This is a genomic window from Eisenbergiella massiliensis, assembly GCF_003435485.1.
Map to the genome: position 1 here is coordinate 1 of NZ_QVLV01000045.1, position 18007 is coordinate 18007.

Consider the following 18007-nt stretch of genomic DNA (forward strand, 5'->3'; position numbering starts at 1 on the left):
CAAGATTCGTTAGAAATTTATGCTTGCGTTTATTTTATCACTATTTTTACGTATATTCAACTATTCCTGACATTTATTATTGCAGGATTGATTTGATAAAGCGGTATCGGTTCTTCACATTATGAAAAAGTCAGCACCAATAATGCCCTGCCTTTTCCTGTGCCTCCTGTTCACTGATGTCAAAACGGAGTTTCAGTCTTGCTACAGTCTTCTCAAAGCTGACACCCAATTCCTTACAGGTTTCCACCATTCCTTGTACTATCCCTTGTTCTATCCCCTGAGCAATTCCATCCTCTTTTCCGTTCTTGTACTCGCTTGCACGGATTTTTCTCATTTCCTCTTCTTCGTTATATTCAAAGATTGACACCGCCGTCACCTCCGCTCTCTGTTCCGACAGGAAATCTGCCGGAATAATTTATTTAAAGTCTTCCACTATTTTGGTTGCAATTTTGTCTCTGAACCTCACATCATGTTCCACAACAAGCATTGTGGGCTGGAATTTCAGAATTAAATTTTCAATTTGTATCCTTGAAAAAACGTCGATATAGTTCAGTGGTTCATCCCAGATATACAAATGTGCCGGTGTCAGGAGGCTTCCGGCAATCAGCACTTTATTCTTTTGTCCCTCCGAATAATTCTCCATCGTTTTTTCAAACTGTACCCTGTCCATATCAAGCTGTCTGAAGATTGCCAGAAACAGGCTTTCATCAAAATCGTTTTCCCTGCAATATTCTTTAATTGTTCCATGCAGAAAACCGGTATCCTGACTGATATATGAAATATGCAGGCCGGGACACACCATTAATTCTCCGGAAACAACAGACTCTTCCTCCTGTCTGTCCGCACCAATGCCACATGTGCCGCTCCCTTTTGACACAGCCAGGATCTGTTTCATAAAAGTACTTTTCCCACAGCCATTTTTCCCATGCAGGAATATCCGTTCCCCTTGTTTCAGGCTGAAGTTAAAATGGCCGATTAAGGGCAGCTCCTGATCGCGGAATTGAAAGGTGTAATCCTGTGCATATATCAACGTATCCTTATAATATTTCTGTGGCATAAGCTTTAAATCAACAGATTTTTCTATATCCTGAAGAAGCCCTTCCTTCGACCTGATTTCACGTTCTATGCGGATATCATAATTTTTCCTTCTAGCCTGCATTTTCTTTGTTTTTGCCCCAATATAAGCCCGTGTGTCTTAAAAACGGTCATGTTCACGTACCGGATCAAAACCAATCTTCGTATTTTCATTCTTCTCCGTCCACCTTGCGGATCTTTCAGAAGCCCTTTTTAATGAGGAAATTTCTTTTAAATACTTTTCATTTTCCGCTTGGGAAAACGCATCCTTGCGTGCTTTATTTTCCCACCAGCCGGAAAAATTCCCGGCCTGTACTTCGATTGATTTGCGGTTTAACACAAGTACATGATCAATAATATCATCCAGGGAATCTCTGTCATGGGATATGAGAATAAATCCATTTTTTCCCTTTAAATATTTTTTTACCGTCTGCCTTGCGTCAAAATCAAGATGGTTGGTCGGTTCATCAATGTTCAGAAATTCATGTTGTCCAGAAAACAATACGGCCAGCATAACTTTCATCTGCTCACCCTGGCTCAGCGTACGGAAAGGGCGGTTTAATATCTCCACATCACTATCCAGTATATTCCCGCGAGCAACGAGCCATGCAGCCATGCTTGCATGGATATTTGGCGACTGCCGCGAGGGTCAAATACCCCGCTGCTCTGCAGCGCTGCAAGTTTGATACCCCGTTGCTTGCAGCGGGGTCTTTGATTGAGTTCGCACATAACGCGCCACTCCTGAATGTCACCTTTCCAAAATTCCATAAGTTCAGATGCCGGCTTGTCAAAGTCTGCTTCTTCTACCTGATATGGGAAATAATCAAAATGAAGATTCGGCGCTGTAATAACTCCTCTGTATTCATACTTTCCTGACAGAAGCTTTGCAAATGTAGTCTTTCCCTTTCCATTTCTGCCAATAAAGCCCAGTTTCCAGTCAGTGTCTATGCCAAATGTTACATTCTCAAAAATATTATCAAAGCTTCCTTCATAACAAAAAGTGAGATCCGTTACCTGAATCTGTGCCATACACTTCACGCTCCTTTACCCGTCGTCATTATGTATGCCGGACTCTGTTACAGACCTCGCCCTCAATTTATAACCATTTACAAAACAGAAGCAAGATTCCAACTGCCTTCGTTTTCTGTTTTTTGCAATAAAAAAGGAGTTATGAGGATGAGTCACAACTTACCTTTGACGACACGAAACAAACTGCATCACAGCTTCCATGCAGCTTAAATTACTCATTTCATGTTCTCAAAAGTAAATTATCTCTTCATCCTTTCACTCCTCTCACCAAAACTGATATTATTATATACCATAAAATATTTTTCTGCCAATAGTTAACAATTTTCTTCTCCAATATATGGTAACAGGTAATATTTCCTGTCAGGAAAGTTTTTTCTTTCTTTTTATTATCGCATGTCACTTCTCAAGCCTTCCCCAATCAGTTAGAATGTACCTGAAAGGGAGGCGAAAAACAATGCGTTTAACATTATCAGATAATATACGCTCCTGCCGCAAAACCATGGGATTTACCCAGGAACAGCTGGCAGAAGCGATGAATGTCACTGTCGGAGCGGTTTCAAAATGGGAAAGCGGATCCACCACCCCGGAGCTTTCCGTCCTTCTGGAGCTGGCGGCACTGTTTGAGGTTTCCGTGGATGCGCTGCTGGGCTACCATGTCCTGGATTCACAGTCGGAGCAGGCCGTGGAATCGATACGGGATCTGATGCAGGGAAAAAAGTATGATCAGGCGGTCCATGAGGCAAAAAAAGCGCTGCTGAAGTATCCGAACCGTTTTGAGGTGGTCTGGTGCGCGGCGGAATTGTATCAGACCATTGGCTGTGAGAAGCGGGAACCCGCCGCCACCCGTAAGGCACAGGAGCTGTTAAAGCACAGCCTTTGTCTGCTCGATCAGAATAAGGATGAGGCAGTGGATGAAGCGGTTGTAAGAAATCAGCTGGCACAGACCTGGGCCGATCTGGGGAAACCGGAACGGGCCGCCGAGGAGTATAAAAAGTATAATTATGCCGGCCTGAACAACAGCTCCATCGGTTTTCTCCTGACTCTTTGCGGGCGCTATGAGGAGGCAGGGACTTATCTGTCCTCTGCTGCCGTAAATCACTTAAGCGGCCTGATCCGGGTCGTAATAGGAATGGCAGAATGTGCTGCCCATGAAGGGAACCTGTCTCAGGCCCAGGAGCTGCTTTCCTGGATGTGTTCTATCCTGTCCGGTTTGAGGATACCGGGAAAAGTAAGCTATCTGGATCGGGCCGAGGTTATCCTGCTCAGCCGCCAGGCCCGTTACAGCAATGCCGCAGGCGATATGGCAGCGGCGGAAGGTTACCTGCGCAGGGCAGCCGGCCTGGCCCGGCGGTTTGATGCATCGCCGGAATATGGTATGGAAAATATACGCTTCTGCCATACGGCAAAGCCGGTTCTTGTTTACGACAGCTTTGGCCGCACGGCGTTTCAAGGTCTGGAAGACAGTCTGCTGCATGGCGGGGAACCTGACTCCTCTTCATTACAGGAGCTATGGAGGAAAATAAAGGATGAACCATGACGCAAAATACCAGCGGAAAATGCTGGTCAGACAGTTTTTTCTGCATAATCATGGAACAGCGTTCTGGGGAATGCTGGCAATGGTTTTGAATACGGTTCTGAATCTCGCCATTGCCTGGCAGATGCAACAGCTGATAGATATCGCGGCCGGGAACGGCGCGTTTCTTACCATGGCTCAGTTGTGTGCTGTTTTTCTCCTCTCCTTTGCATTGATGGGGGTGATTATGGCGCTCAATGCTTATGCCCATCCGATATTTTTAAAGTGCGCCCTGCAGCAGTACCGGGACTATGCTTTTGCCAGGCTGACCGAAAAAAGTGCCTTTGCCTTCGGCCGGGAGGATACTTCAGCTTATCTTTCCGCACTGACCAATGATACGCTTTCCCTTGAAACCAATTATCTATCCGCATTATTTACCCTTCCGGCCAATGTGCTCATGCTGGTTGGTGTTCTGGGTCTGATGCTCTCTTACAGCCCGCTTTTGACCGCAGCGGCTTTGACGGCCTCCCTTCTCCCGCTTGGCGCTTCCCTGCTGGCCGGAGGCCATCTTCCGGCGCAGGAAAAAAGGGTATCTGATGCGAACGGAGCCTTTCTGGCAACGCTGAAGGATATGCTTTCCGGTTTCCCTGTTATAAAAAGCTTTCAGGCGGAAAAAGAAGCCCTGCGGCTTTTTTCGGAAAGCGATGCAGCCCTGCAGCAGGTGAAATGCCATGCCGCCCGCACTCGTACCGCTTTACAGTATATAGGCGGCGCTGCGGGAAGTCTGACGATTTTCACCGTATTTTTGCTGGGAGCGGCGCTTGCGCTTTCTGGCCGCGGCGTGACCGCAGGGGTAGTGATGGTTTTTGCCCAGCTGATGGAAAGCTTTGAATCCTCTCTGTCCGTAATTCCACAGATATGGGCAAACCGGAAGGCCGCTGATGCGCTGATTGACAAGCTTGCGGCGGCTTTGGCAGCTCATGCGTCCTCCGGCGGTGTTCCTGCGCCGTCTGTTCTGAAGGATGGTATTACGGTGCAAAGCCTCAGCTTTGTTTATAATAATGAAACGCCTGCGCTGCAGGATATCAGCTTCCGGTTTGCGGCAGGTGGAAAATATGCGGTGGCAGGCGGATCGGGAAGCGGCAAATCCACACTGCTGAAGTTATTGCAGGGAAGCAATGACGGATACCGGGGAAGCATTCTTTATGATGGGAAAGAACTGCGGACGCTCCGGCCTGATTCCCTGTATGATTTGCTGTCCGTGATACAGCAGGACGTGTTTATTTTCAACAGCTCTGTACGGGATAATATCACCATGTTCCGGGATTTTCCCCCCGGAAAGGTAGAGCGGGTCATACGGCTGGCGGGGCTGGAGGGACTGGTTAACGCACGGGGCGCAGACTGCCCTTGCGGTGAAAACGGGAACGCGCTGTCAGGCGGAGAACGGCAGAGAATTTCCATCGCCCGCAGCCTGCTGCGGGAAACGCCGGTGCTGCTTGTGGACGAAGCCACGGCTTCCCTGGATCCGGTGACCGCCTTTGGTGTCACAGATGCCATTCTTTCCCTGGACGGCCTGACACGCATTCTGGTCACGCACCGGCTGGAGGAAGCCATGCTGCGCCGCTGTGACGGGATCCTGGTACTGAAAAACGGGTGTCTGGAAGAGTTCGGCGCCTTTGACGAACTAATGGACAGAAAAGGCTATTTTTATTCTTTTTTCATGGTATCACAATCATAAATATAAGATGCATATTTTTAAAGATGATTTTAAACAAGACGAAAAAGGACCTCCTGCCCTGCACATTTATCCGGATATTTTTTCGGATGGAATCTTGCTCTCCTTCTCTTTGCCCAATGGATTAACATGCACCATACAGTGTTTCACCTCAGGAATCGCATTCTCCACCGCAAGATGCACTGCTTCCGCCGTCCGGTGGGAATCCGTCAGGCTTTTGGAGCCGTCCATGGAGATCTCCACATCCACATAAATCCGGGAGCCGAACAGCCTTGTATTAAGCAGGTCAATCTGCTCCACACCGTGAATGCCCAGGATTGCGGCACGGATTTTTTCCGCAGTTTCAGCGGGACAGGCTTTATCCACCAGCTTATCGGAGGCATCCCTGAAAATTTCCAGAGCGGCCTTTTCAATAAAAATGCAAATAACCAGTCCTGCTGCCGGATCAAGAACAGGAAAGCCCAGCCTGGCGCCCAGAATCCCTGCAAATGCGCCCACAGACGAAAGGGCGTCCGAGCGGTGATGCCAGGCATCCGCCATGAGCGCGCCGGATTTGATCCTGCCTGCGGCGCGTTTTGTAAACCGGAACATCCATTCCTTAACGGCAATCGAAATGACCGCGGCAAGAAGCGCTGCCATGCCCGGAACCGCAAGCAAACCGCCCTCCGCAATCCGTTTCATTCCCGCGGCGCCGATGCCAATGCCGGTGGCCGCAAGGATTACGGCAAGGAGAAGGGAGGCCACGCATTCCATCCGTTCGTGTCCGTAGGGATGGCCGCTGTCAGGTCTTTTTTCCGCAACCGTCACACCGGCTATCACAATCAGTGTGCTGAAGACATCGGAGGCGGAATGGACTGCATCCGACACCATGGCCCCGGATTGTGCGGCTATGCCCACGAACAGCTTGAACAGAGTAAGGACGGCGTTGACTGCGATACTGACAATTGATACCTGCATGGCAGTCCTGTAATTCCTGTTTTGATTTCCCTGTTTCATAATAACCCCGTTTCCCGCCGTAACCGGCGGACTTAAATCAGTCTGAGAAAAATGCCTGCCCCGTGGCTGTGAAGGAACGCAACCGCTGTCCGGCCTCAAAAAAAGCATCTGCGGGAACAGCGTGTATACTGTCCCGCAGATGCTTTCAGCTCTCTGCTGCCGCTAACGGCCCGGCCCCATGAGCCCGGTGAATAAGCTCGCTGCCTGCTCAGTTTGTACTGTATTTTTATGCAGTGCAAAAAAGTATTGTTCTTTATTCTATGCAGGCCATAGGGATTATGTTCTTTTTAATAATATATGACAGCTGTTCAGGCGCAGCCAACGGCCATCTTTTTCTTCATTCTATCGATTTTTATGTCTGATCAGCGTCCCGCCCGGTTCCAGCAGGCGGTCATGGAAGCCTCTGGAAAAAAGGACTTCGCCGCCCTCCTTTATTTCCATCATTTCCCGGGAGCAGTTCAGAAGCACTTCAACTTCCCTTCCCTCTCCGTCCAGCTTAATATATTCCACACATCTGCCGCTTGAATATTCATTGGGAAAATGAAAATACAGGCTTCTGCAGGCAGGCTCCGTGCGCCGCAGTAAAATCAGCTTTCGCAGTGCGGCTGTTTTTTCCTGATTTTCCGGCAGCTCCAGCTCTTCCCAGGGCATGCATCTGCGGCAGTCCGGATCATGCCCGCCCTCCATGGCGATTTCCGTCCCATAGAAAATGCAGGGGCTTCCCGGCATTGTAAACAGCACCGCCAGCTGCTGGTAAAAAGTATCCAGGCTGTGAAAACGGTTCATCAGCCGTTCCGTATCATGAGAATCCAACAGGTTGAACATCACGTTATTGTTTTGCTGCATGTACATGGTATAACAGCGGTTGACCATGAATTCAAATTCTTCCTTTTTCATGGAAGAATCCAGGAAAAAGTCATGGATGCCGCTTGTCAGGGGATAGTTCATGACAGAATCATACTCGTCCCCGGCCAGCCACTGGCTGGCATCATGCCATATTTCTCCCAGAAGATAAATATCCGGCTTCAGCGCCTTCAAATGATGGCGCAGGGTTTTCAGGAACCGGTGGGATACCTCGTTTCCTACGTCAAACCGTATGCCGTCAATATCGTAATCTGTAATCCAGTCCCGGCAGATCCCGCAGAAATAGTCGATCACCTCTTCGTTATTGGTATTCAGCTTGGGCATGCCGTCGGCAAAAGCGAAGGAATAGTATCTCCCGTCCCTGGTGTCCGCTTGTTTTTCAGGGATGGGCCAGGTATTCACCATAAACCAGTCCGCATATCGGGAAGCCCTGCCCTTCTCCAGCACGTCCAGCCACGGCGCGAATTTCCTTCCGCAGTGGTTAAAAACCGCATCCACCATGATGCGGATTCCCTGCGCATGGGCTTCCTGCACCAGCCTGATAAAATCTTCCTTTTCCCCGAAACAGGGATCGATCTTCATGTAGTCCGTGGTATCGTATTTATGGTTGGATTCCGCTTCCATGATAGGGTTAAGATAAATGCCGTTAATGCCTAACTCCTTCAGATAAGGAAGCTTCTGACGGATCCCCTCCAGATTGCCACCGAAGCGTTCTTCATTGGTAACAGGACCGTTTCTCCAGGGACAGAGCTGCCCTGCATTTTTACCGGGCGTGCCGTTGCAGAATCTGTCGGGAAATATCTGGTACCATACAGTATCGTTCACCCAGTCAGGCGTCCGGTTGATATCCGCGGGATTCATCCAGGGAACGACAAAGCACTGCTGCATCCTGCCCTCCATATGGAGCTGTTCCTCCGTCAGAAAACCATCCTCAAAATAGTACCAGACCTGATCTGTGGTATGCAGCTCAAAAAAATATTTACAACGCTTATAGGCGGGAACCAATGTGGTGGTCCACCATATCTGGAAACGAAGCCTCTTTTTATAGAAAATTTCCTCCCGTTTTCCGGTCCAGGTTTCCTTTCCGCCAAGGATCCCCGCTTCAAAGGGATCCCCGTAGTGGATGAAAACCTTTTCCACATCATAGCCGGTTTTCAGGTTGATGATCAGCTCCCTTTCGTTGAGTGGATAGCTCATCTGTTCCGATGTTTTATGATAAATACCTGTAAATTCCATGCATTCTTCCTCTTTTTTACTGTGCGCCGCCCTGCAGCCGTTCCAGTTTTTCATAGACACGAAGCAGTTCTCCCACGCTCCAGGCCTGGGCAAAGCAGCCTCTGGAGGAAACGGGATTCAGCCCATCGTAGATTTCCGGCAGTTGGCCGATGCAGCCCTCCCTCATGGCGCTTTCCAGCACCTCCAGCTGGCTGCGCACCGTTTCTGCGGCTTTGATGTCTAAGTCGTGCACCTTCAGATAAGCCAGGTAGTACGCACCCAGAGGAAAGGCCCACACAGTGCCCTGATGATAGGCCATATCCCGTTCCAGCATGGGACCTCCGTAAAAAGGATGGAACTGCGCATCCCCCATGTCCAGGGTTCTCAGCCCATAAGGGGTATACAGCTTTTCGAACACCGTTTCCACCACACGCTTTTCTTTGTCCCGATCAAGCATGGTAAAGGGGAGGGATACCGCCCAGATCTGATTGCAGCGGATCTGCACATCCGCAGGAGTTCCGGATACCAGATCCTTCAGGCATCCCTTCTCCTCCAGCCAGAATTTATCGCAGAATACGGCTTTCACCTTCCCTGCAAGCACCCCATAGCCGGGGTCCTTACTGTGCAGCAGTTCACAGAAGCGCTCCATGATGCGCAGGGCATTATACCAGTAAGCATTGATTTCCACCGGCTTTCCATGGCGCGGCGTGGGGAGGATATCCCCCACCCTTACATCCATCCAGGTCACCTGGGCCAGGCCCTCTCCGGCCTGAATCAGACCATCTTCATCCATATGGATGCCAAAGCCCGTGCCGTTTTTGTAGCGCTCCATAATCCGTTCCATGACAGGATACATTTCCCGGACAAATACGGCATCCTTGGAGGCTTCATAGTACAAATACACACAGTTGATGAATAAAAGCGCCGCATCAGCCGTGTTATACATGGGTTCCCTGCCTCCCTCGGGAAACAGGTTCGGCATCAGGCCGTCACGTTCATTGACGGCAAAGGTACGCAGAATCTGCCTAGCGGTTTCATATTGCCCTGTGAAAATACAGATGCCGGGAAGCGCGATCATGGTATCCCTGCCCCAGTCCTCAAAAAAGGGGAAGCCGGCCAAAATGGTTTTCCCGCCGGTGGATTCCCTGGCGGAAATAAACTGATCCGCGCTTTTTACAAGGAAACGTGCAATATCGGATTTCAGGCCGCATTTTTCCTCCAGTTTTTTCCGGTAAACCTTCAGTCCGCTGATGATTTCCTGCGCGTTCTGCGTCCCCGGCTCCATTTCATATATGATTTCCAGCGTTCCGGTCTCCCCGGCAGCCACATCCAGGGTGAGAACATGATTGGCCAGGGCGCGGCCTGTTTCCCTTCTGCCGTCACAGGCATCATAGCTGTAATGATAGCATTCCTCCTCATTAACCTCCATGATGAAAGCATTTGTGCGGAAGTAAAGGGTCAGGCCGGCGCTTTCCAGCTTTGTGCCCGTCCGGCTCAGCTTCTGCGTCTTTTCCATATCGCTTCCCTTGGGAACAAACTGGAAAAAGGGGGTAATCTCCAGCCGGCACGATCTGCCGCTGCGGTTGTTAATACGGTAAGAAAGGGCCGCCGTGTTCGCGCCCTGAGCCATTCCTGCCTCCTTGCATATTTCCACGCCGTTTACAAGGAATTTCCATACAGGCGTGTCTTCATAGGTAAAGGAGGACAGATACCGGAAGCCTTCTTCCCTTGTGCCATCGGCAAATTCCTGGCTGGAGAGGACGTAAGCGTTTTCCTCCCCCGGCGCGCCTGTGAAAAGCCGTTCCTTCAGCCGGTGCACCATATTATAACGGTGGTTCGGAGCCTGTGTGCATGCCATCAGGAATGCATGATCGTTCCGGGTGACCGAACCGGTCATTGTCATGGAAGAAAAACCGCCCAGCCCGTTGGTCATCAGATAGCAGTTTTCCTGGCCCCGTTCCAGTGTTTTAAAGTCCTGTTTTCCGTAAATCCACTTCATATCGTCTCCTATCCGTAACGGTCCGGATGCCGGCCGTCACTCCCGTCCTTCCTTTTATCTGCCTGAAAATAAATCTGCCGGACAGTTCTTTTCATCTGCCGCCGTCTTTCCCAATATCAAAATGCTTCCGGGCGCGGCTGCAATATTGGCGTCTGCCCTGACCGGGCTTTTCCATAGAAAGCTGCTTTCCCCATCGGCCAGAAGCTCCCATGTCCCCCTGGGAAGCGTGAGCCTTTCCGGCGTACTTTTGCTGTTGTATACAATGCAGAGGGTTTCCCACCGGCAGCTGCGCCCTTCCGCCCGGTTGTCAACGAAGAATCCAACCGCTCCAGGCTTATTCCAACGGCCAGATATCCGCTGTACAGCATTGGGTGATTTGTCACAAAGGCCGGGCAGCTGCTTCCGCAAAGCGATCAGGCCTTTATAATACTCCACCAGCCCCCGCTCCTGCAGGGACTTCGTCCAGTCCAGGCGGTTCAGGCTTACAGGGGCATCATAGGTGTTATCCAGGCCGTTTTTGGTTCTGGCGAACTCTTCCCCGGAAAGGAAGAAAAGGCTGCCCTGACAGGTCATGTAAATCCCCGCCGCAAGGCGGCAGGCTTTTCTGATATCCGCCCCTTTCTCCAGCGTGGAAGCAAGCTTATCATAAAGCGTCTGGTTGTCATGAGCCGACACATAGTTAAGGATCTGGGAAGGAGCCTTCACAGGAATGGCTTTCCCGCCGCACCAGGCAGAGACACTGTCAAGGATTTCCTCTTCCAGCCCCGGCCTTCCGTTAATGAAGCCCGGTTCCTCCGGCTTAAGCGCAGCGCCCTTTATCACATCTCTCGTATTGTCGCAGAACATACCGATATCCGGCGGAAGCTTTCCGAAATTTGCTTTTAACGCTTGGGTAAAGCCCGGATCCATCGCCGTTTTTCCCGCTGCCCACGGTTCTCCGTACACCAGCTTTTCTCCCCTGCCGAAGCGCAGATCAAGGGCGGTGCGGATGCGGTTCATTAAATCCGTATCCAGAAGCCCCATCAGATCAAAGCGGAAGCCGTCAATATGGTATTCCTCCGCCCAATACAGGACGGAATTAAACAGGTATGAGGCGCACATGGGCCGTTCGCTGGCAATGTCATTGCCGCAGGCGGAGCCGTTGGAAACGCTGCCGTCTTCATGCAGACGGTAATAATACCACGGCACCGTCCGCTGAAGCCAGGAATCCAGGGAATAGGTATGGTTATAGACCACGTCCATAATCACACGGAAGCCGTTTTTATGCAGGGACTGTATCATTTCCTTCATTTCACGTATCCGTACCTCGCCGCGGGCGGCGTCCGTGGCATAGGATCCTTCCGGCACATTGTAATTAACCGGATCGTAGCCCCAGTTAAAATCTGCAGGATCTCCCGCTTCATCCACTGATCCGTAGTCAAAAACAGGCATCAGCTGGATGTGTGTGACCCCCAACTCCTTCAGATAGGGAATGCCGGTGGGATGCTTTCCCTCTGCGTTCAGGGTGGTGTCCTCACACAGAAAGGCTTTATATTTCCCCCGGTATTCCGAAGGAAAACCGCCGGCCGGATCCCAGGAAAATTCTTTTACATGCACCTCGTAAATAATGCGTTCCGCAGGCTGTTCCGGGGCATGATCCTCTTCCCACCCGATGGGATTGGTTAAACTTAAATCCACGGCCATGCTTCTGCGGCCGTTTATGCCGCAGGCTTTTGCATAAGGGTCTGCGGTCCGTTTTGTTTCACCGTCAATTCGTATTTCATAGTCATAGTAAATGCCGTGCAGGTTCTTCTCCGTCCGGAAGGCCCACACACCCTTTTCCTCTCTGGCCATGGGCTGCTGCAGGAAGGGTTCTCCTTCGCCCCCGTCCCGGTACAGGTTCAGTGTAATTTTATCCGCAAAGGGGCTCCACAGCAGGAAGGAGGTTCCCTTCCCGCTGCAGGCCGCTCCCAGATCCTTCCCCTGGTAAGTATACTGCGCCTGAAATGCAGGCTCCAGATAACAGGCTTTCCATTGTTGTGCTGTCTTCATGTCTTATCCGCCTTACGTTATGATTTTGCCGGCCTTCCGCCGGCGTTATGTCCGCGTCAGCCCTTCACCGCGCCGGAAACACCGTCCACATAATAATGCTGCATGGACAAAAACAGGATGGCTATGGGAATGGATATCAACACCGCCCCTGCGGCAAAGCTGGTGTACCAGTTGTCAATATACTCCTTTTCCAGCATCTTCCACAGGCCGATGGCAACCGTATACTGGTCGGAATTGGCCCGGCAGATAACCTTGGCAAAGATAAAGTCAAGCCAGGGCGCCATAAAGGAAGTCAGTACTGTATAAATAATGATCGGCTTGCTTAAGGGCAGCGTGATTTTACTGAAAATCTGCCATCTGGTGCAGCCGTCCAGCAGCGCCGCCTCGTCTATGGCCGTGGGGATGGTGTCAAAGAAGCCCTTCGCTATCTGGAAGGATAAGCCCGCGCCGCCGGAATACACCAGGATGAGCGCCAGGCGTATCAGGTTCCCTTCGGTCAGTCCCAGCGCCTTCAGGATAAAATATACGGCGATCATGGACATGAAACCGGGAAACAGCCCCAGGATCATCGCCATATTCATATAGGGCCTGCGAAGCTTGAATTTCAGCCTGGACAGGCAGTAGGATACCGCCAGTACATAAAAGGTGGCAAGGATGCAGGAACAGACGGCGATAAAAAGCGTGTTGGAAAACATCCTGGGAAAATTCAGTATGGAGGTATCGGTAAACAGCTTTGCATAATTATCCAGGGTATAGGACTGGGGAAGGAAGGTGGATACATAGGAGCCCTTCTCCGCACGGAAGCTTGTCAGGATTACCCATATGATGGGAAATACCCAGATAAATGCCAGAATCGCCAGAATGACATGGACGATGGTATTGTTGATGAGACGTTTCTTTTTTGCAGAATGCATTTTTGCTCCGGCCATGTTTAAAATCCTCCCTCTTCCTTATAGGATTTGCTGTTGCGGTAGGTAAACAACGCGCCCACTGCCAGTATGATAAAGGTCATGATGCCGATGACGGAACCCACGTTATAGTACTGCTTGTCGATGGTCAGCTTATACAGCCAGGTAACAAGCAAATCCGTGCTTCCCGCCGTGGACGACAGGTTGGTAACGGGGTCGCCTCCCGAAAGCAGGTAAATGACGTTGAAGTTGTTCACGTTTCCGGTAAAGGTGACGATCAGATAAGGCGTGGTCACATACAGCATATACGGCAGCGTAATTTTGAAAAATATCTGGAAGGCATTGGCCCCGTCCACCTTGGCCGCTTCATACAGCTCCGCGGGGATGTTCTGCAGCACGCCCGTCAGCTGGAGCAGCGTATAGGGAACGCCTACCCAGATGTTGACCACGATAACGGTTATGCGCGCCCAGGTGGGATCCGTGAAGAACGGAAGGCTGGCGTCCTGGGCTATCCAGCCAAGATTACGCAGAAGCACGTTGACAGCGCCGTTTGGCTGCAGCATGGTTTTCATAATCAGCAATGATACGAACATGGGAACCGCACAGGACAATACAAAGCAGAACCGCCAGAAGCCTTTGGCCTTCGTCTCCTTCCTGTTGATCATCAGGGAAAGTATCATTCCGAAAATGTAGTTGCTGAAGGTGGCGAAAAACGCCCACACAAGCGTCCAGGCCAGCACGGACCAGAAGGTGCTTCCCAGAATACTGCCGGAGTCGAACAGGGCCCTGAAATTTTCCAGACCGACCCAGTCAAAAAGCATGAGGTGATTACCTATTTTACTGTAGTTGGTAAAGGCCATGCAGATCATGAAAATCAACGGCAGCACAGTGAAAAGGAAGATAAAAGTGACCGGCGGGGTCATTAATAATCTGTGCAGGTTTTCATGGAGCAGTGTCTTTAAATCCTCACGGAAGGTATTGATATGCTTCCCCTCTTTTGCCAGGCACTCGGCTTTATAGGCGCTCCTCAGCGCGCCGCGCCAGGCGCAGATCATCAATGCCGTCAGGAGCAGGGTTGCCACGCCGTAAAGCAGAATCAGCACCGACTGGTCCCCTTTTGTGTACAGATACACCTGGCTCGCCTCATCCCATATTTCCTGCTGGGGTACGGTTCCCAGCGAACCCAGCATACGGACAAAGCCGATGCCGCTCACTGCCATAAAAACCAGGTAGGCCGCCTCTGCCGCCAGGAACAGAAGGCCCTTTAAAAACTGTTTATGTACGATATTTCCAAAGCCCATAAGAAGCATGGAAAGCCGGGTTTCCACACCGCCCTCTCTGACTGCTTTCATGCAGGTATAGTCTGTCGGAAATTCATTGACTCTTTTCTTAAAAATTCCCATCCTCATCACCTCTATTATATTCCGCTGCTGTTCATCGCTTCATTCATGGCTTCTGTCTGTTCCTTCGCATTCTCATGGGTCACGCTCTTATTGCGGATTGCTTTGCCCATATTTTCCACGGGGCTCCAGCAATTGTTCATCGCCGATACAAAGGGCTGGAGAATCGAGGTATTGTTGAAGGTATTGTTCTGCGCCATAACAAGCGGGTCAGACATGATTTCCTTCTCTTCCATCAGCTTTGTATTACATGGAATCACGTTTCTAAGTTCGTAATGGCTGCGCTGGGCCTGGGCTGAACCCAGATAGATTGCCAGCTCCACCGCGGGCACCATATATTTGCAGTTGGGATTGACGCCGACGGCCTTGGAGCCCGCGTAAGCCATCATCTGCTTTTCCTCGCCGTTAAGCATGTAGGTGGGAAGGGATGCGGCGCCCATATTTTCTCCCAGCGCTTCCTTTACGCCGTTGGCATCCCAGGAACCGGAAAACATGGCCGAAATGCTGCCGTCCCGCAGGCCCGCAATACCGGAGCCATCCGCATCAATTTTGAAATTGGGGTTTGCGGCAAGGTCTATCAGATAATCCGTGACCTCCACAGCCTTATCGCCGCCGAAATCCACACCCTCCTCCTCTTTCGTCCCGTCACCAAACAGGCTGCAGCCGTTTCCTATATAAAAGGAAGGCAGATACCAGGAATTGGTGAAGGGGAAGGAAACAACGCCCTTTTCCAGCATGGTATCCAGGTTTTTCACATCCTCTTCGGTAAAAACGTTCTTGTCATAATACATGAACCAGGTGTTGGTGGTAAAGGGAACGCCGTACAGCTCTCCATCCTTTGTCAGGGAGGCGAGCACCTCCTCCGAATTGGTGGATTCGATTTCCTCCCTGTACTTGCCGCCAAATTTGACCAGGGCATTGGCATCCGTCATGGTGGTCAGGGTGTCGTTGGCATACATGAACACATCCGCGCTGGCCTCCGGATCCTGGGACACCTGTGTTGCTGCGCTGGCCTCATCCGCCACACCGTAAACAAAGGTGATATCCCACTCCGGGTGCTCTGCCGCAAAGGCCTCGCAGGTTCTCTGCAGCCATTCTCCGCTGTCCTTTGACTGGTCTTCCGAAGGTGACCACACCATAAGACGGACACTTTCCCGTTTATCCGCCCCATCCTGCAGGCTGCTACCGCAGCCTGCAATGTTTGCTGCCAGAAGCCCTATAGCTAACAGCAGCGCCAATCCTTTCTTCCGCATTTTGTCCTCTCCTTTTCTTTGATTCTAAATTTAAGTTTCGCTTAGTTTCGTAATTTATCTTTATCATAGTCTCATTGTACGATTTCGTCAATCCTGTTTTCATATATATCATACTACTTTCTCTGTTTTTCATAGTTTTTGCATGGTAAAATTATGCACTTTTACAACAAGATAATTCCCATGGGGAGGAACTTACGAAACTTTACTGTATTTTTTTTGCTTATGCATTGATTTTCCATAAGCCATTCCGTATAATAGGAAGCAGCCGCAAAGTAAATCAGGCCAATCCATCCGTCCTACGGCAAAGGAGGCTTTTCATGGACGGATACCGGCTGCATGGCGGCTGCCGGCTGATCTTTGACAGCCGGGCAAACACGAATTCCGAAAGGCGGACATCATGACAACATTGCAGGATATTGCTGATAGAATGGGGATTTCCAAGGGCACCGTATCCAAGGCTCTCAACGGCGCGCCCGATATCAGCGAAACTTTACAAAAAAATGTACTGGAGACAGCGGTGGAAATGGGCTACACAAAGCTTCGCAGGCAGAAAGCGGATGCAAAAAAGCTGTGTATCCTCACCGAGAATATAGAATACGAAGAACCGCATCAGTTCGGCTATGACATTACGCTGGGTTTCCGTCAGATGGCAGAGCCGGCCGGATATACGGTAGAGATTGTGCAGGCGGAGGAAAAGCTGCAGAAGCATACGCCCTACGATGTTTTCATGCTGCGCAATAATTATCTGGGAGCCTTTGTGCTGGGCTTTTCCCTGAACGATCCCTGGATGAAGGATTTTCATACAAGCCGTACTCCCACCGTTCTTTATGATAACTATATCAGCGCCAATCCCAACATCGCCTATGTGGGCGTAGACAACAACGAGGGGATGGAGCTTGCCGTGTCCCATCTGAAGCTGCTGGGACACAAGAAAATCGGATATCTGAGCGGAGCGCTTGGTTCCCACGTCATGCAGGTACGGCACAAGGCTTTTTTCCAGGCGCTGCGCCAGAACGGCCTGCAGTCCGATCCCACTTATGCCGGAAGCTCATACTATATCACGGAATGCCTGGAAAAGCATCTGCCCAGGCTTCTTGCCATGGGGGTGACGGCGATTATATGCAGCCATGATCTGATTGCCAATACGGTCATGATCCAGTGCCAGCAGCTGGGGTACCATGTTCCCAGGGACTTAAGCATCATAGGCTTTGATGATCTGCCCATCTGCGCCTATACCTCCCCGCCCCTGACCACAATCCGCCAGGAACGGATTGAACTGGGAAAAAGCGGCTATTATGCACTGGACAGCCTGATGAATAAAGTATCTATCGGCACGCTGCTCCTGCATGCCCAGCTGGTGGTGAGAAATTCCACAGGTCCGCGCGCAGCAAACAGCCGGGAATACGGTTCCCTCCAGGGTAAATAACCGATAACTTAAGAAATCATACAAAAACTGCCATGAAACGGTACGCTTTCCAATACGCTCCAGGTTTCATGGCAGTTTTTCTATTTCTTCCTATCTCTGTTGAAATCTTACATACATAAAATACCATTCCATGACGGGGATTTTGTAATAGGGCCTGAAGGTCCTCACCGCCTGGGGATAGGGACATACGTGTCCGGGCGCAGTCCTAAACAGCATCTGTTTTTCATCAATGCATGTGATCCATTCCTCCGGGTGCTCCATGTCCCCGTCAAGCAGGGACATCTTATCCGCCGCCAGAACTATCGGCCCGAAGCACAGCGCCGCAATATCCGGGTTTTCTTCATCCACCGGTTTGAATTCCAGGGAAAAAGGAAGGCTTATCTCGATAACATCGTCCGCCTGCCACTCCCGTTCCAGCACGGCCCAGGTATCCGGCTGTGCCGAAAGGCCCATGTCCTCGCCGTTTACAAGGATGCGGTTTACGCCCTTTGCCCAGCGGGGAATCCGGAAACTGATCCGGCAGGAGGTTCCGCCTTCTGCCTGCACCCGGAATTTCCGGATGGG

The 18007-nt window shown here is 50.7% G+C and carries 12 protein-coding genes, 1 pseudogene and 1 riboswitch; of the genes and pseudogenes, 3 read left to right on the plus strand and 10 right to left on the minus strand.

All coding sequences use genetic code 11. The features are described from left to right. Positions 1 to 130: 130 nt before the first annotated feature. The gene (locus DXC51_RS28995; RefSeq protein WP_025490043.1) at positions 131 to 367 is read right to left on the minus strand and encodes a hypothetical protein; all 237 of its coding nucleotides are present in this window, start codon (positions 365 to 367) and stop codon (positions 131 to 133) included. 48 nt (positions 368 to 415) lie between these two features. After that, positions 416 to 2103: pseudogene (locus tag DXC51_RS30815) on the minus strand (ATP-binding cassette domain-containing protein). Between the two features lie 454 nt (positions 2104 to 2557). On the opposite strand from DXC51_RS30815, the gene DXC51_RS29010 reads away from it, so the two are divergent. Together DXC51_RS29010 and DXC51_RS29015 are read left to right on the plus strand one after the other, a co-directional pair. Continuing rightward, complete coding sequence (locus DXC51_RS29010) at positions 2558 to 3640, plus strand: helix-turn-helix domain-containing protein (protein ID WP_025490045.1); 1083 nt, start codon at positions 2558 to 2560, stop codon at positions 3638 to 3640. Further along, a complete protein-coding gene (locus tag DXC51_RS29015) occupies positions 3630 to 5354 on the plus strand; it encodes an ABC transporter ATP-binding protein (protein WP_025490046.1) in 1725 nt (574 codons plus the stop codon). The genes DXC51_RS29010 and DXC51_RS29015 overlap by 11 nt, the downstream gene beginning before the upstream one ends. A 66-nt stretch (positions 5355 to 5420) precedes the next feature. Here the strand turns inward: DXC51_RS29015 and DXC51_RS29020 are convergent, their stop codons facing one another. From DXC51_RS29020 to DXC51_RS29050, 7 genes are all read right to left on the minus strand, one after another. After that, positions 5421 to 6347, minus strand: coding sequence for a cation diffusion facilitator family transporter (locus tag DXC51_RS29020; RefSeq protein ID WP_025490047.1), 927 nt, complete (start codon positions 6345 to 6347; stop codon positions 5421 to 5423). Positions 6348 to 6473: 126 nt separating this feature from the next. Continuing rightward, positions 6474 to 6569, minus strand: a riboswitch (NiCo riboswitch). A gap of 120 nt (positions 6570 to 6689) precedes the next feature. Beyond that, positions 6690 to 8447 (minus strand): glycoside hydrolase family 13 protein, encoded by a 1758-nt coding sequence (locus DXC51_RS29025; RefSeq protein ID WP_025490048.1) that lies wholly within the window; start codon positions 8445 to 8447, stop codon positions 6690 to 6692. 16 nt (positions 8448 to 8463) lie between these two features. After that, positions 8464 to 10425 (minus strand): amylo-alpha-1,6-glucosidase, encoded by a 1962-nt coding sequence (locus DXC51_RS29030; protein ID WP_025490049.1) that lies wholly within the window; start codon positions 10423 to 10425, stop codon positions 8464 to 8466. A gap of 54 nt (positions 10426 to 10479) precedes the next feature. Continuing rightward, positions 10480 to 12456: a type I pullulanase gene (pulA, locus tag DXC51_RS29035; RefSeq protein WP_025490050.1), complete on the minus strand. Its 1977-nt coding sequence runs from the start codon at positions 12454 to 12456 to the stop codon at positions 10480 to 10482. Between the two features lie 56 nt (positions 12457 to 12512). Further along, complete coding sequence (locus DXC51_RS29040; RefSeq protein ID WP_025490051.1) at positions 12513 to 13385, minus strand: sugar ABC transporter permease; 873 nt, start codon at positions 13383 to 13385, stop codon at positions 12513 to 12515. A 2-nt stretch (positions 13386 to 13387) separates the two neighbouring features. Next, on the minus strand, positions 13388 to 14767 hold the full coding sequence (locus DXC51_RS29045) for a carbohydrate ABC transporter permease (RefSeq protein WP_025490052.1): 1380 nt from the start codon (positions 14765 to 14767) through the stop codon (positions 13388 to 13390). 14 nt (positions 14768 to 14781) lie between these two features. Continuing rightward, entirely contained in the window at positions 14782 to 16017 is a 1236-nt protein-coding gene (locus DXC51_RS29050) for an extracellular solute-binding protein (RefSeq protein WP_117546075.1), read from the minus strand. A gap of 397 nt (positions 16018 to 16414) precedes the next feature. On the opposite strand from DXC51_RS29050, the gene DXC51_RS29055 reads away from it, so the two are divergent. After that, a complete protein-coding gene (locus DXC51_RS29055; RefSeq protein ID WP_117531455.1) occupies positions 16415 to 17443 on the plus strand; it encodes a LacI family DNA-binding transcriptional regulator in 1029 nt (342 codons plus the stop codon). A 90-nt stretch (positions 17444 to 17533) separates the two neighbouring features. On the opposite strand, the gene DXC51_RS29060 is transcribed toward DXC51_RS29055, so the two are convergent. Next, the coding region (locus DXC51_RS29060; protein WP_181970228.1) for a glycoside hydrolase family 127 protein at positions 17534 to 18007 on the minus strand (474 nt) is incomplete at its 5' end.

What these genes read in the sequence shown, in the direction of transcription:
- DXC51_RS29010 (WP_025490045.1), top strand. Translation starts at nt 2,558, where the DNA reads ATGCGTTTAACATTATCAGATAATATACGCTCCTGCCGCAAAACCATG.
- DXC51_RS29015 (WP_025490046.1), top strand. Translation starts at nt 3,630, where the DNA reads ATGAACCATGACGCAAAATACCAGCGGAAAATGCTGGTCAGACAGTTT.
- DXC51_RS29020 (WP_025490047.1), bottom strand. Translation starts at nt 6,347, where the DNA reads ATGAAACAGGGAAATCAAAACAGGAATTACAGGACTGCCATGCAGGTA.
- DXC51_RS29025 (WP_025490048.1), bottom strand. Translation starts at nt 8,447, where the DNA reads ATGGAATTTACAGGTATTTATCATAAAACATCGGAACAGATGAGCTAT.
- DXC51_RS29030 (WP_025490049.1), bottom strand. Translation starts at nt 10,425, where the DNA reads ATGAAGTGGATTTACGGAAAACAGGACTTTAAAACACTGGAACGGGGC.
- pulA (WP_025490050.1), bottom strand. Translation starts at nt 12,456, where the DNA reads ATGAAGACAGCACAACAATGGAAAGCCTGTTATCTGGAGCCTGCATTT.
- DXC51_RS29040 (WP_025490051.1), bottom strand. Translation starts at nt 13,385, where the DNA reads ATGGCCGGAGCAAAAATGCATTCTGCAAAAAAGAAACGTCTCATCAAC.
- DXC51_RS29045 (WP_025490052.1), bottom strand. Translation starts at nt 14,767, where the DNA reads ATGGGAATTTTTAAGAAAAGAGTCAATGAATTTCCGACAGACTATACC.
- DXC51_RS29050 (WP_117546075.1), bottom strand. Translation starts at nt 16,017, where the DNA reads ATGCGGAAGAAAGGATTGGCGCTGCTGTTAGCTATAGGGCTTCTGGCA.
- DXC51_RS29055 (WP_117531455.1), top strand. Translation starts at nt 16,415, where the DNA reads ATGACAACATTGCAGGATATTGCTGATAGAATGGGGATTTCCAAGGGC.